This is a genomic window from Stenotrophomonas sp. 57 (assembly GCF_030291075.1).
In the GTDB taxonomy this organism is placed as follows: Bacteria; Pseudomonadota; Gammaproteobacteria; order Xanthomonadales; family Xanthomonadaceae; genus Stenotrophomonas.
In genome coordinates this window covers 290,210-303,552 of record NZ_CP127407.1, presented here as the reverse complement: position 1 = coordinate 303,552, position 13,343 = coordinate 290,210, and the positions used below count along the sequence as shown (strand labels likewise).

Here is a 13,343-nt window from a genome sequence, read left to right as displayed (position 1 = left end):
AACCGCGTTCCCGCCACCGCCATCTCTCTCTCCTGGCGGCGGATGGAAGCAGAACGGCGCCCCTCGGGGCGCCGTTCTTTTTTGCGGGAAGGCCGGGGTCAGAGCCCTCCGCGTTGCGGAGGGATCCGACCCCGGCGCCGTTATCGCTTGCGCATCGTGCGGATGTTGTCGCCGACGAACAACACCAGGCCGGCCCAGATCGCGGCGAAGCCGATCGCCTTGGCGGTGTCGAACGCCTCATGGAAGAAGAACACACCCAGCAGCAGCTGCAGGCTCGGCGCGATGTACTGCAGGATGCCGACCAGCGACAGCGGAATGCGCTTCACGCCGTAGGCGAAGCCGATCAGCGGTACTGCGGTGATCGCGCCGCCGAAGATCAGCAGCAGGTCGTTGCGCCAGCCCCAGCCATGGAAGAACGCACCGCCATGGCCGTTCTCGGCCCAGATCGCGAAGGCCAGCGCCGGCAGGAACAGGTACATGCTCTCCACGCCCAGGCCCGCCACCGGATCGACCGAGACCAGCTTGCGCAGCAGGCCATACAGGCCGAACGAGCACGCCAGGCCCAACGCGATCCACGGCGGCGTGCCCGCGTCGATGGTCAGCCAGGCCACGCCCACCGCCGCCATCGCCACCGCCACCCACTGCAGGCGGCGCAGGCGCTCCTTCAGCACCAGCACGCCCAGCAGCACGTTCACCAGCGGGTTGATGAAGTAGCCCAGGCTGGTCTCGATGACGTGGCCGGCGTTGACCGCCCAGATGTACAGGCCCCAGTTGAAGGCGATGGTCAGGCTCGACACCAGCAGGATCGGCAGCGCGCGCGGCTGCGCGGCGATCTTTTTCCACCAGCCCAGGCGCGCACTGAGCACCAGCCAGCCCAGCACCAGCACGGTGCTCCAGATGATGCGGTGGGCGATGATCTGGAACGAGGGCACCTCGTTGAGCAGGTGCCAGTACACCGGCACCAGGCCCCAGATCACGAAGGTGGAGGCGGTGACCAGCAGGCCCCGGCGTTGTTCCTTCTCGTCCATGCTCATTTCCTTCGTGTCCTTGCCATCGTCAACACCACCACGCCCAGAAGAATCACCACCATCGCCAGCAGGTCGCGCCAGCCGAAGCGCTCGCCGTTGAGCAGTGCGCCCAGCAGCACCGCGATCACCGGATTGACGTAGGCATAGCTGCCGGCCAGCGCCGGGCGCACGTTCTGCAGCAGCCACACGTAGGCGGTGAAGGCGACGATGGAACCGAACACGCACAGGTACGCCATCGCCAGCAGGCCGCCGGTATCGGGCAGCGTGGTCGGGCGCTCGCCGACCACCAGGCCGATCAGCACCAGCAGCACGCCACCGCAGATCATCTGCCCGGCCGCGGTCATGAATGGGCCCGGCAGGTCCAGCCCGCGCGCCCATACCGAACCGAAGGCCCAGCCGACCGGCGCGATCAGCAACAGCACCAGCCCGGTCGGCGAGGCGGTCAGGCTGCTGCCGGCATTGAGCCAGACCACGCCCAGGAAGCCGATGGCAATGCCCAGCCACTCGCCGCGGCTGGCATGCTGGCCACGCAGCGCCGAGAACAGCGCCATCCACAGCGGTACCGAGGCCACCGCGGTCGCAGCCAGGCCGGAGGAGACCTCGCGCTCGGCCAGCACCACCATGCCGTTGCCCAGCACCAGCATGGTGACCCCCATCACCACCAGGTTGCGCCATTGCCGCAGGGTCGGATTCGGCATCTTCCAGAACAGGCGCAGGGCAAGGAACATCAGGCCGCCGGCAATGATGAACCGGCTGCCGGAGACCATCGTCAGTGGCAGTGCGCCGCCGTGCAGGGCCTTGGCGATGCCCAGGTAGGTCGAGCCCCAGACCACGTAAACCAGCAGCAATGCCAGCGCGACAAGGCCACCCCGTGGGGCAGCCGCAGACGAAGAGAGAGGAGCCGACATGACGCACCAGCAGGCGGGGGAACGCCGATTCTAGAGCCTTCGCCTGCGGGAAATCACTCCGGTTTGCGACGGGCCGTGAACCGGCATACGACGTTTTAGTTATGGTCCGCCGCCCCGGGCTGCTGTCACCCTGTGCGGTCCCCATGCCCTGCCCGCCTCCCGGCACCTGGCGTTGACGTGGGATGCAGTACCTAGGAGGCTGGCCGCGGCGCCCTTCGCGCGCCGGGTACCCGATATTTCCCGCAGGGAAGCGCCGCATCGAGGATCCACACCCAGATGAGCATCACGTCCCAACCTGCCGTACCCGCGAACGACGGCGCCGCGCTGCGCCGCTCGATCTCCAATACCCTCAAAGGCTCCGCCGGCAACCTGGTGGAGTGGTATGACGTCTACGTGTACTCGGTGTTCGCCGTGTACTTCGAATCGCAGTTCTTCTCGCCCGATGACAAGAACTCCACCCTGTACGTATGGGCGATCTTCGCCGCCACGTTCCTGATGCGCCCGATCGGTGCCTGGTTCTTCGGCCGCTTCGCCGACCGCCACGGCCGCCGCCTGGCCCTGACCGTCTCGGTCACGGTGATGGCGCTGTGCTCGTTCCTGATCGCCATCACGCCCACGGCGGCCAGCATCGGCATCTGGGCCGCGGTCATCCTGCTGTTCGCGCGCCTGCTGCAGGGCTTCGCGACCGGTGGCGAATACGGTGCCAGCGCCACCTACATGTCCGAGGCCGCCATTCCCGGCCGCCGCGGCTTCCTGTCCTCGTTCCACTACGTCACCCTGGTCGGCGGCCACGTGCTGGCCCAACTGACCCTGCTGCTGATGCTGACCTTCTGGGGCAAGCCGGAAATCTCCGAATGGGGTTGGCGCATCGCCTTTGGCATCGGTGGCATCGCCGCAGTGGTGGTGTTCTGGCTGCGCCGGGGCATGGACGAGTCGCTGTCGGAGTCGTCGATCGAAGCCGCCCGCGAGGGCAAGGCGCAGAAGTCCGGGTCGATGTACGAGCTGTTCGTGCACCAGTGGCGGCCGCTGCTGCTGTGCTTCCTGATCACCGCCGGTGGCACTGTGGCCTTCTACACCTATTCGGTGAACGGCCCGAAGATGATCCAGAGCGCCTTCGCGGGTAACGACCCGATGACCGGCACCCTGATCAACCTGGGCGTGCTGGCCTTCCTGATGGTGCTGCAGCCGGTCGGCGGCTGGCTGTCGGACATCATCGGCCGCAAGACCCTGCTGGTGTTCTTCGGCGCGGGCGGCGTGCTGTACAGCTGGTACCTGATCACCCAGCTTCCGCACCAGCATGACGCCACCCTGGCCTTCCTGACCCTGGCCCTGGGCTTCGTCATCCTCACCGGCTACACCTCGATCAACGCGGTAGTGAAGGCCGAACTGTTCCCCACCCACGTGCGTGCACTGGGCGTGGGCCTGGGCTATGCGCTGGCCAACTCGCTGTTCGGCGGCACCGCCCCGCTGCTGTACCAGGGCGCACTGAAGACGGGTCATGTGGACTGGTTCGCCATCTACGTCACCGCCACGATCGCGGTATCGTTGATGGTCTATGTGTTCTTCCTCACCAACAAAGGCCCGAACTGGCTCGACGGCACCCGCAAATAAGGGCGCTGTAGTGATCGCGGCCACCGGTGCACTGCCGGTGGCCGCTGCGTCTCCCGCCACGCCACTGATGTGGATCGCGGCGACGCTGGCTGCAGCCACGGCACTGGCCTGGCTGCTTCGTCGCCCCAACGCACAGGCCGCGTGGCCACGCATCGGATTCGGGATCGCCCTGCTGGTGTTCTGCGGCGCACTGGCGCTGCAGCTGGCGGTGGACCTGGGCAGCGGCTACAGCTCGCTGCAACTGCGCCTGCATCGGGGCATCAATGCAGGATCATCGGTTGGCCTGCGTACGATGGTGGCGTGCTATCTGGCAGCGCTAGCCGCCGGCGGCTGGGGCGCATGGACGCTGCTGCGCCAGCGCGGGTAGTGCCGGCCGCTGATCGGTAATCGGTAATCGGTAGAGTCGACTGTTAGTCGACTGCTCTCTCTGTCGGCACCGAAAAACCCGCGCTGCGCGCGATAGTCGACTATCAGTCGACTCTACCCCCGGCGAAATGACATGACACTCCGCCGATTCCGATCCTCAACGGCGGGCCGCTTCGCTCTTGTCGCGCGCGCCGCGGAACTCCGATTCCTTTTCCCACGTCGGCCAGCGGCGGCTGTTGGCCAGCTCGGCGCCCAGGTCGTAGACCAGCAGGGTGTCGGCGGCGTGGCCGCTCGGGTCCCAGCTCGGGGTCCAGGCATCGCAGGCCTGGTGGTAGCAATCAGCGAAGTACTTCTCGCGCAGCGCGCGGCCGGCCTCGACACCGCCGTCCAGCTTGTCCAGGCCCGGGCCGATGGTGATCGCCGGCACGCCCAGACGGGCGAAGGCGAAGTGGTCGGCGCGGTAGAAGAAGCCGGCTTCCAGGTTCGGGTCCGGGCTGTAGCTGCGGCCACGGGCCTTGGCCACGCGCTCCAGGTCCCTTTCCAGCGAGACACGGCCCTTGCCCCACGAGGCGATATCGCGGGTCGGGCCATCCGGGCTGAACATCTCGATGTTGAGCACCGCGGCGGTCTTGTCCAGCGGCGCCAGCGGGTGCGCGGCGTAGTAGCTGGCGCCCAGCAGGCCCTTCTCTTCGGCAGTGAGCGCCACGAAGTACAGCGTACGCTGCGGCTGCGGGCCGGCGGCAAATACGCGGCCCAGCTCCAGCACGGTGGCCACGCCGGTGGCGTTGTCGATCGCGCCGCGGCGGATGCGGTCACCCTTGGCGTCCGGCTGGCCGATGCCGAACGCATCCCAGTGCGCGGAGAAGATCACCGCCTCGTCGCCATGCTCGCCACCGGGCAGCTTCGCCACCACGTTGCGGGTCACCACCTGCTCGCGCTTGAGTGCGAGGTCCACGCTCAGCTTCGCGTTGTCCAGCGCTACCGGGCGGAAATCGGCGCGCATTGCCTTGTGCTTCTCGGCATCGAAATCCAGGCCCGCGTCGGCGAAGATCGCCTCGGCCAGCTCACGCTGCATCCAGCCGCGCAGCGGTGTGTGCTGCGCCATCGCTTCAGCCTGGCTGCGCTCGATGTCAAACAGCGGCGAAGTGCCCGAGCTCTTCACCGTGGCCCAACCATAGGCAGCCGGCGCAGTCTCGTGCACGATCAGCACGCCCTCGGCGCCGCGGCGCGCGGCTTCCTCGAACTTGTAGGTCCAGCGACCGTAGTAGGTCACGGCCTTGCCATCGAACGCGCCCGGCACATCGGCCTCGAAATCGGCGTCGTTGATCAGCACCACGGCGATCTTGCCGTGCAGGTCCACGTCCTTGTAGTCATTCCAGTGGCGTTCCGGCGCGTCGATGCCATAGCCGACGAACACCAGCGGCGCGTCCTTGATCTGCACGCGCTTGCGCGGCTGCAGGCTCTGCAGGGTCACGTCCACGCCGTTGGCCAGCGTGCGCTTGCCCCGCTTCAGCGACAGGCTGGCCTTGGCCGGCCCGTCCAGCTGCGCGCGCACCAGCGGCACCGGCTGCACCCAGCTGCCATCCACGCCGCCCGGCTGCAGGCCGTAGCTGCGGAACTGCTCGATCAGGTACTGCACCGTGCGTTCTTCGCCCTCGGTAGCCGGCGCGCGGCCCTCGAACTCATCCGACGCCAGCACACGCACGTGACGCGACAGTGCCTGCGGATCGATGCCGCCGCCGGGCAGGTCATTGGCCGCATGGGCCAGGCCCCCGACGAACAGGCAGGACGACAGCAGCAACACGCGCATCGGATTCACGGCAGTACCACGGCTAGCTTGGAAGTCACCAGAGTGTAACGTGGTCGTGACATCACGGCGCAGCCTGGGCCCACGTCATCCACGCGTGGCGTGGATCTACCTGCTGATGCGGTCCAGCCAGCACGCCAGGCCCTGCGCGTTGAGTTCGATGTCCATTGCCAGCACTGCGGTCACCGCCGCATCGTCCAGCGCACAGCCATGCAGCTGGGCACGTTCCAGATACAACGCCTGCAACGCGGCCAGCAGGCAGCGGTGACGGTGCGGGCGGCCATCGCACTGGCGGCCGATGGCGGCCATCGCATCGATCTGCTCGAACAGGTCGTCGGCCAGTTTTTCCACCTGCTCCACGCGCCCATAGTGGGTCAGGTACATCGCCTGCGGTGCGTAGCCCAGCATGCGCTGTATCGACATCTTCATCGCCTCGGGATCGAACTGCACGGGCGACGAGGTGGGGAAGATGAAAGCGCCCTGCGCACTGTCCAGTTCGCGGTAGGAGATGCCGAACGTATCGCCGGTGAACCAGCTGCGGCTGCGCGCATCCCACACGCAGTAGTGGTGCAGCGCGTGGCCCGGCGTGTGCAGCAGCAGCAGCTCGCGGCCAGCGAGATCGATGCGGTGCCCGTCTTCGGCCACCACCACACGGTGTTCGGGAATCGGCTCGATACGACCGTAGCTGCGCGCGATCTCTTCAGCACCGTACACCGCCGTGGCACCGGCAATCAGCCGGGTCGGGTCGATCATGTGCGGTGCACCGCGCGGGTGCAGCACCGCCTTTGCGTTGGGCAGCTGTTGCATCAGCAGGCCTGCGCCACCGGCGTGGTCCAGGTGCACGTGGGTCAGCAGCAGCCAGTCCACCGCGTCAGCGCCCAGGCCGGCGTTGGCCAGCGCCTGCAGCATCGCCGGCACGGAAAGGCCGGTGCCGCAATCGACGAAGGCCGCGCGGCCGCGTTCAACGATCAGGTAGGCCGCATCGAAGCCGGGGCGTTGGAAGCCGGTATCGATGGTATGGATGCTGGGGTCGGCGGTCATCGGCACGCACCTGGCAGGATCGGGAACAGATGCCCATGGTAGGTGCGGGCGTGGGGCTGGTTCGATGCGGCTTTGGTCGGAGTGGGCAATTCTGTAGAGCCGAGCCCACGCTCGGCTGCCTTTCTACCAGACATCAGCCGAGCATGGGCTCGGCTCTACAGAGGGCGCGTGCAGTCGAGCATGGTTACCGGGCCAGGTACCTCGGCCGCAGCAGCAGGGCCAGCACCAGCACCGCCAGGAACGCGCCGTAGGCGTACAGCACCGCCAGTACCTGCGGCCAGATCGGGCCAGCGCCGGGCTGTGCCATGCCCAGGCGGTACCCCCACAGCATCGAGACGATACTCAGGGCGAAAGCCAGCATCAGAGTGGCGCTGTCAAACAGGCGCCGCCGCGCAGTGCGCGGCTGGCGCGGGAACAGGCAGTACAGGCTGCCCAGCAGCAGGAACCAGGGCAGGAACAGCAGCAGCGACAACCAGGCCATCACAGACTCCATGTCATCGCGCCGGGGGCGCGTGGGCATCATGCCATGGGTGCAATGCCCTGTAGAGCCGAGCCGATGCTCGGCTGCTTTTCCGCCAAGCCGAGCGTGGGCTCGGCTCTACAAGGGCGAGCAGGTCAGGCCGCTTCGCGCAGCACCGCCAGCGCGGCCAGCACGGCGTCCACTTCCGCTTCCAGCTTGAACAGCTCGCTCTGCAGCTGGTCGCCCTGCTCGGCCTGCTTGATCACCGCGATCAACTGGCCCGCATCGCGCGGCGAATCGAAGCCTTCGCTCTGGATCAGCAGCGTGCCGTCACCGGCAGTCAGCTTGAAGTAGAAACGGCCGTCCTTTTCGCGGTACTGCTTGAACAGCGGCGGTGCCACGCGGGCCACGCCTGCGTCTTCACTGGCGATGTCGCCGGCAGTGGACAGGTCGCGCAGGCCCACGGCATGGCGCAGTTCATCCAGCAACGGAGCCGCCAGCTGCTCGCGCAGCTGCTGGCCACGGCGCTTGAGCAGCGCTTCAATCTTTTCCGGCTCGGCCATCAGCGCGTTGTAGCGCTCGCGCAGCGGCGACAGCTCGCTGTCGATGCGCTCGAACAGCTGCTGCTTGGCATCGCCCCAGCTGATGCCGGCGGCAAAGGCCTTGGCGAATTCGGCGGTCTGTTCCGGGGTAGCGAACGCCTGGTACATCTGGAACAGCGCCGAGCCCTCGGTGTCCTTCGGCTCGCCCGGTACGCGCGAGTCAGTCAGGATCGAGAACACCAGCTTCTTCAGCTCCTCGCGCGGCACGAACAGCGGAATGGTGTTGTGGTAGCTCTTGCTCATCTTGCGGCCATCCAGGCCGGCCAACGTCGCCACCTGCTCGTCGATCACCACGTCCGGCAGCGGGAAGTATTCCTTGCCGTACACGTGGTTGAAGCGCTGGGCGAAGTCGCGCGCCATCTCGATGTGCTGGATCTGGTCGCGGCCCACCGGCACCTGGTTGGCCTTGAAGATCAGGATATCGGCGGCCATCAGCACCGGGTACATGAACAGGCCAGCGCTGACGCCCGCGTCCTCGTCCACGCCTTCCTCGCGGTTCTTGTCCACCGCCGCCTTGTAAGCGTGCGCACGGTTGAGGATGCCCTTGCTGGCGATGGCCGTGAGGAACCACATCAGCTCGGTGGTCTCGCGGATGTCGCTCTGGCGGTAGAACCACACATGTTCCGGGTCCAGGCCGCAGGCCAGCCAGCTGGCTGCGATTTCCAGGGTCGCGCGCTGGGTGCGCTGCGGGTCCTGCGACTTGATCAGGCTGTGCAGGTCGGCCAGGAAGAAGAAGCTCTCGATCCCCGGGGCGCGGCTGGCCGCGATCGCCGGACGGATGGCGCCAACGTAGTTGCCCAGGTGGGGCGTGCCGGAGGGGGTGATGCCGGTAAGGACTCGGGTCGTCATGACTGCGTGGGGAAACCTTCGATGAACGGGTCCAGTTTACCGTGCCCACGGCCAACCCCGTCAGGGCCTGCGGCGCGTTCATTCACGCAACCCCGCTGGAGATGCCCGATGAAACGCCTGCTGCCCCTGCTGCTGATCCTGCCCCTGGCCGGCTTCCGCCCCGTCCCGCCCCCGCCGCCGGTGTATGAAGGCGGCCCTGTGCGCATGGCCCTGGTCGACCGCGACCGTGGCACTGAACTGCGCAGCTACCCCGCCGAAGGCCAGCGTTGGGTGGCCGGCGAGCGCGGGCACCGCTATGCGGTGCGCCTGTACAACGACAGCCCGCGCCGGGTGCTGGTGGTGCTGTCGGTGGACGGCGTCAACGCCATTTCCGGCGAGGATGCCGATCCCTCGCAGACCGGTTACGTACTCAACCCCGGCCAGCGCGCCGACATCACCGGCTGGCGCAAGAGCCAGGACGAAGTGGCACAGTTCGTGTTCAGCAGCCCCAGCGGCAGCTACGCCAGCCGCACCGGGCGCCCGGACAACATCGGCGTGGTCGGCGTGGCCGTATTCGAAGAGGCGCGTCGCTGGCGCCCCGAGCCGATCCTGCGCCGTGGCCTGCCGCTGCCCGCTCCGGCCGCGCAGGCAGAGGCTGCCGCTGATGCCAGCGCCAGCGCCAGCCGCATCGAGGGCTACGCCAGCAAGTCGCAGGCCCCCGCGCTGGGCACCGGCCACGGTGCACGCGAACAGTCGTCCGTGCGCGATACCGACTTCGAACGCGCCAGCCGCAGCCCCGCGCAGGTGCTGCAGCTGCGCTACGACAGCGCCCGCAACCTGCGTGCGCGCGGCATCCTGATGGATTCGCCATCGCGCCTGCCGCGCGAGCCGCAGGCGTTTCCGAACCGCTACGTGCCGGACCCGCCGGCGCGCTGAGCGCAGACAACACAACGCCCGCAACCTCTCGGTGCGGGCGTTGTGCTGTGGGGGAAACTGTCGCGCTTAGTCGCGCTTACTTGTAGTCCGGGTAGTCCTTGCTCACCGCATCCTGGAAGTCACGGACTTCCTTCTCGGCGCGGTCCTTGGCCCAGCCATAACGTTCCTGCAGGCGACCGGCCAGATACTCGGCATTGCCTTCGGCCACATCGAAATCGTCGTTGGTCAGATCGCCCCACTTGGCCTGGGCCTTGCCCTTCAGCTGCGACCACTTGCCGGAAATGATGTCTTTGTTCATTGCTGGGAGTCCTTGGTTGCAACGGCGTTCTTACCGTGGCTCCAGCTTCGCGCAGCGGCTGTTGAGTGCCGGTCAACCTACAATGAAAACAATGCTCACCTGCTTGAATGGTTCACTACGCTTCGACAGCAGGCAGTGAAAAGCAGGCACAAAAAGGCCGGGGATGTCCCCGGCCCTTTCTCTTTCCGTTCCGCGCCGGGCTCACTTGCCCTTGGCGGCGTCCTCAACCTTTTCACCGGCCTTCTGCACGTCCTTGCCAGCACCGGCCACGGTGTTGCAACCGGCCAGCAGGGCCACCGAGAACATCGACAACAGCATCAGGGCAACTACGCGCTTCATGGGCTTCTCCTTGGGTTCGCCGCTATACCGCTTCATTCGCGGATGGGATTCTTTCGCTCGGCGGGAGGGCACCAATGCCCACTGCCGCCGCGTGAAGTGCAATCTGGCGGCAGGGGCGTGGAGCGGATGTGAACGGTTCGAGATTCCGTTCAGGGGAAGCCTTCAATCGCGCATCAGGGTGGACTTGCCGAACAGGCTTTCGACCAGGTCCACGGCCAGCTCGGCGGTGGCATTCTGCTTGTCCAGCAAGGGGTTGAGCTCCACGATGTCCAGCGATCCCATGCGCCCGGTGTCGGCGATCATTTCCATCACCAGCTGCGCCTCGCGGTAGTTCACCCCACCCGGCACGGTGGTGCCGACGCCCGGCGCGATGCTCGGGTCGAGGAAGTCGACATCGAAGCTGACATGCAGGTGGGTGTTCCCGTCGATGCCGGCCAGTGCCGCTTCCACCGCACGCTTCATGCCGTTCTCGTCGATGTAGCGCATGTCATAGACATCCACCTTGTGGGTCTTGATCAGGCGCTTCTCTTCCGGGTCCACCGAGCGGATGCCGATCTGGTGCATCTGCGCCGGGGTGATCGCGGGCGACGTGCCGCCCAGCCGGGTCAGCGCATCCGGGCCGAGGCCGCACAGGCAGGCCACCGGCATACCGTGGATGTTGCCCGACGGCGTGACATCGCTGGTGTTGAAATCCGAATGCGCGTCCAGCCACAGCACGCGCAGGGTCTTGCCCTGCTCGCGGCACCAGCGCGCCACGGCGGTGATCGAACCGATGCCCAGGCAGTGGTCGCCGCCGAGCATGATCGGCATGCGCCCGGCCTGCAGTTCGGCATAGCTGGCTTCCATCAGTGCATGGTTCCACGCCACCACTTCATCGAGGTGGCGATAGCCCTCCACCGGTGCGGTCCACGGGTTGCGCGGGCCATCCAGGTTGCCCAGATCGCGCACGTCCACGCCGCGCGCTTCCAGCGCCTCCGGCAGGCCCGCCACACGCAGCGCCTCCGGCCCCAGCCGGGCACCGCGATGGCCCGCACCGACATCGGTGGGAACGCCAATCAGGGATACGGAGATGGGATGGGCCATGGGTGCCTCCTGCGCGGAAAAAGAAGCACAGTCTAGCCAGAGCTGTGTGACGCCACTCGCGGCGGTGCAGCAGGGCATTGGCATGGCATGATGCCGCGCAGACCCAACCGCCCTTCATGGAAGATTGCGATGTCGCCCTTCATCAACACCGCCTGGCCACGCTTTTTCATGGTCGCGCTGCCCATCGCTGCGCGTCGTCGCCTCGCGATCGCTATTCCGGCGCTTTTACTGACAGCATGTTCAAGTGCCGCGCCGCTGAACCCATCAGTTCATCTGAATCAAAGACAACCCGTCGAATCAGGGAGTGAAATTGGTATGGAGCGATTCAAGAACAGCATCGAGCGATTGTCCAGTGTGCGTTTTGGCGATGTGGATGCATTGAACGAACATCTTCACACGCATCTTGGAAAACCGACTCGGCAGGGCCTGAGAGACGAGCGAACCGCGGAACGTGGAATGTTGGGTGGCCTTGAAGTTCGGAACATCACGCTGAGAAGTGCCGTCGATAATCCTGCGCAGGCGAAGCTGACCTTTGATATCGCCCCACCGAGCATCGCGCTCAAAGAAGTCATCTGGGAGGGAACGGCGCAATATCCACCTCGGCCTGATGCCCCTGACTCCCGCCCTTACTGGACCGCGCCAGTGAACGGTGCTGAGGTTGTACTCACTCTCGCCCCTGACAATGCGACATTGACCCACGTATTGATCAGTCAGCGTTGACCCCCAGGGCGGGAGCTCCAACATGGAACGTACTGAAGACTCTGTACTGCCGCAGCCGCAGGGGGGGGCTCGCCCAGGACCCGTACGTCGGCCGGACTCCCCGTTGACTGACCCTTCGTTGGCGCCGCTTCTAGCGAAATCCCCGACACTTCGGGCGGGTCTTGCACAGGCCGAGCGCGACGATCTGGATGTTGTCTGGGGACAAGCCGGTAGGGGCACCTATCTTGTTCCCGGTGAGAAGATCGTTATTGACGAGAACGCGGTTGGGCAAGGCTCCAGAATCGCGCGCTCTCTTTCGCACGAGCTGGGGCACCATCTCTTTACCGAACGTCCCGATCCGACGTCGAAGCAATCCTATGTAAACACCCTGCTACGCGGAGAAGCGGCTGCGACGCTCAGTAATGTCCAGGTCCAGCGTGAAATCATTGCGGCCGGTGGACCGGACATTGGCGTGTCGGGTACGGGTAATCGACCGCAACAGTATGGAGCCATTGCCGTTGAACTCCAGGCCGGGCGGATCAATCGAAACCAGGCGCTTGGACAGATCGCTGAGGTGTTCAAAACGGAGGCACCTTCTGTTGGTCCTCATGCGACATACGAGCTTTACTATGGCGCGCACTATGATCAGCACATAGCACCCACGCAGCGTCGACGTAGGCCCGAGCCGGAATTTGACGCCGAGCGCACTTCGGCTGCGGGAAGAGTGGCCGTGGTCGCCGACGACTCACTCTCAGTGCACCGAACAGCTTCCTCAGTAGCTGAACTCGGCGACGCTGACCGCTCCCTCTACATGCAGATAAGAGCGGGTGTGGAACGCCTGGACGCCGAGAGCGGGAAGCAGTGGGATGAGTCGAGCCAGCGCATGTCTGCGAGTCTGTTGGTGCTCGCGGAGGCGCAAGGGCTTTCAAGAATTGACCACGTTGTATTGAACAACCCGACAGAGTCCCTTGCACGTGGCGAGAAAGTATTCATCGTCGAGGGAGCGATGGACGATCCTGCCCAACGCCGTGGAACCATGAATACGATGGACGCGCTTCGCGCGCCTGAAGCAGAGTCCCTTCATCGCGCTGAAGCGTTGGCAGCACATCTTGAACAGCCGCCAGCGCAGCAGGTTCATGCACAGGACGGGCCATCGTTCTCAAGGTAAGACTGCCGAGGCGTCGGCTGGACCTTCTTTCGAACCACCGGGCAAGCACCTCGGGCAGCGCAAAGAGGCGCCGACACATGGAGGGATGGTGCCGCTTATCCGAATCGAACGGATGACCTACTGTTTACAAGACAGTTGCTCTACCAACTGAGCTAAAGCGGCATGGGTG

The 13,343-nt window shown here is 65.8% G+C and carries 14 protein-coding genes and 1 tRNA gene; 5 read left to right on the top strand and 10 right to left on the bottom strand.

Annotated features, from left to right (window positions below):
* Positions 1 to 140: 140 nt before the first annotated feature.
* Both rarD and yedA read right to left on the bottom strand, forming a co-directional pair.
* A complete protein-coding gene (gene rarD / locus QP512_RS01325) occupies positions 141 to 1,034 on the bottom strand; it encodes an EamA family transporter RarD (RefSeq protein ID WP_286070660.1) in 894 nt (297 codons plus the stop codon).
* Positions 1,031 to 1,936, bottom strand: coding sequence for a drug/metabolite exporter YedA (yedA, locus tag QP512_RS01320; protein WP_286070659.1), 906 nt, complete (start codon positions 1,934 to 1,936; stop codon positions 1,031 to 1,033). Before yedA ends, rarD begins: the two co-directional genes overlap by 4 nt.
* Positions 1,937 to 2,212: 276 nt before the next feature.
* Here yedA and QP512_RS01315 point away from each other — a divergent pair, with 276 nt between their 5' ends.
* Together QP512_RS01315 and QP512_RS01310 are read left to right on the top strand one after the other, a co-directional pair.
* Positions 2,213 to 3,547 (top strand): MFS transporter, encoded by a 1,335-nt coding sequence (locus QP512_RS01315; protein WP_286070658.1) that lies wholly within the window; start codon positions 2,213 to 2,215, stop codon positions 3,545 to 3,547.
* A 67-nt stretch (positions 3,548 to 3,614) separates the two neighbouring features.
* The gene (locus QP512_RS01310; protein ID WP_286071979.1) at positions 3,615 to 3,914 is read left to right on the top strand and encodes a hypothetical protein; all 300 of its coding nucleotides are present in this window, start codon (positions 3,615 to 3,617) and stop codon (positions 3,912 to 3,914) included.
* A 156-nt stretch (positions 3,915 to 4,070) separates the two neighbouring features.
* On the opposite strand, the gene QP512_RS01305 is transcribed toward QP512_RS01310, so the two are convergent.
* From QP512_RS01305 to QP512_RS01290, 4 genes are all read right to left on the bottom strand, one after another.
* Positions 4,071 to 5,723 (bottom strand): M28 family metallopeptidase, encoded by a 1,653-nt coding sequence (locus tag QP512_RS01305; RefSeq protein WP_286071978.1) that lies wholly within the window; start codon positions 5,721 to 5,723, stop codon positions 4,071 to 4,073.
* A gap of 105 nt (positions 5,724 to 5,828) precedes the next feature.
* A complete protein-coding gene (locus QP512_RS01300) occupies positions 5,829 to 6,761 on the bottom strand; it encodes an MBL fold metallo-hydrolase (RefSeq protein WP_286070657.1) in 933 nt (310 codons plus the stop codon).
* 184 nt (positions 6,762 to 6,945) lie between these two features.
* Entirely contained in the window at positions 6,946 to 7,242 is a 297-nt protein-coding gene (locus tag QP512_RS01295; RefSeq protein WP_286070656.1) for a hypothetical protein, read from the bottom strand.
* A 134-nt stretch (positions 7,243 to 7,376) separates the two neighbouring features.
* Positions 7,377 to 8,672, bottom strand: coding sequence for a tryptophan--tRNA ligase (locus QP512_RS01290; protein WP_286070655.1), 1,296 nt, complete (start codon positions 8,670 to 8,672; stop codon positions 7,377 to 7,379).
* Between the two features lie 108 nt (positions 8,673 to 8,780).
* Between QP512_RS01290 and QP512_RS01285 the strand changes: the two genes are divergently transcribed.
* Positions 8,781 to 9,587 carry a hypothetical protein gene (locus QP512_RS01285; RefSeq protein WP_286070654.1) on the top strand — a complete coding sequence of 269 codons (807 nt, stop codon included), beginning with the start codon at positions 8,781 to 8,783 and terminating at the stop codon, positions 9,585 to 9,587.
* A 76-nt stretch (positions 9,588 to 9,663) separates the two neighbouring features.
* On the opposite strand, the gene QP512_RS01280 is transcribed toward QP512_RS01285, so the two are convergent.
* From QP512_RS01280 to rocF, 3 genes are all read right to left on the bottom strand, one after another.
* Entirely contained in the window at positions 9,664 to 9,885 is a 222-nt protein-coding gene (locus tag QP512_RS01280; RefSeq protein ID WP_010486972.1) for a CsbD family protein, read from the bottom strand.
* A 201-nt stretch (positions 9,886 to 10,086) separates the two neighbouring features.
* Positions 10,087 to 10,224 carry an entericidin A/B family lipoprotein gene (locus QP512_RS01275; RefSeq protein WP_014035659.1) on the bottom strand — a complete coding sequence of 46 codons (138 nt, stop codon included), beginning with the start codon at positions 10,222 to 10,224 and terminating at the stop codon, positions 10,087 to 10,089.
* 162 nt (positions 10,225 to 10,386) lie between these two features.
* Positions 10,387 to 11,307: an arginase gene (rocF, locus tag QP512_RS01270; protein ID WP_286070653.1), complete on the bottom strand. Its 921-nt coding sequence runs from the start codon at positions 11,305 to 11,307 to the stop codon at positions 10,387 to 10,389.
* A gap of 129 nt (positions 11,308 to 11,436) precedes the next feature.
* Here rocF and QP512_RS01265 point away from each other — a divergent pair, with 129 nt between their 5' ends.
* Together QP512_RS01265 and QP512_RS01260 are read left to right on the top strand one after the other, a co-directional pair.
* The gene (locus QP512_RS01265; RefSeq protein WP_286070652.1) at positions 11,437 to 12,027 is read left to right on the top strand and encodes a hypothetical protein; all 591 of its coding nucleotides are present in this window, start codon (positions 11,437 to 11,439) and stop codon (positions 12,025 to 12,027) included.
* 103 nt (positions 12,028 to 12,130) lie between these two features.
* Positions 12,131 to 13,174, top strand: coding sequence for an XVIPCD domain-containing protein (locus QP512_RS01260; RefSeq protein ID WP_286070651.1), 1,044 nt, complete (start codon positions 12,131 to 12,133; stop codon positions 13,172 to 13,174).
* Positions 13,175 to 13,260: 86 nt separating this feature from the next.
* On the opposite strand, the gene QP512_RS01255 is transcribed toward QP512_RS01260, so the two are convergent.
* A tRNA-Thr gene (locus tag QP512_RS01255) sits at positions 13,261 to 13,336 on the bottom strand.
* Positions 13,337 to 13,343: the final 7 nt, after the last annotated feature.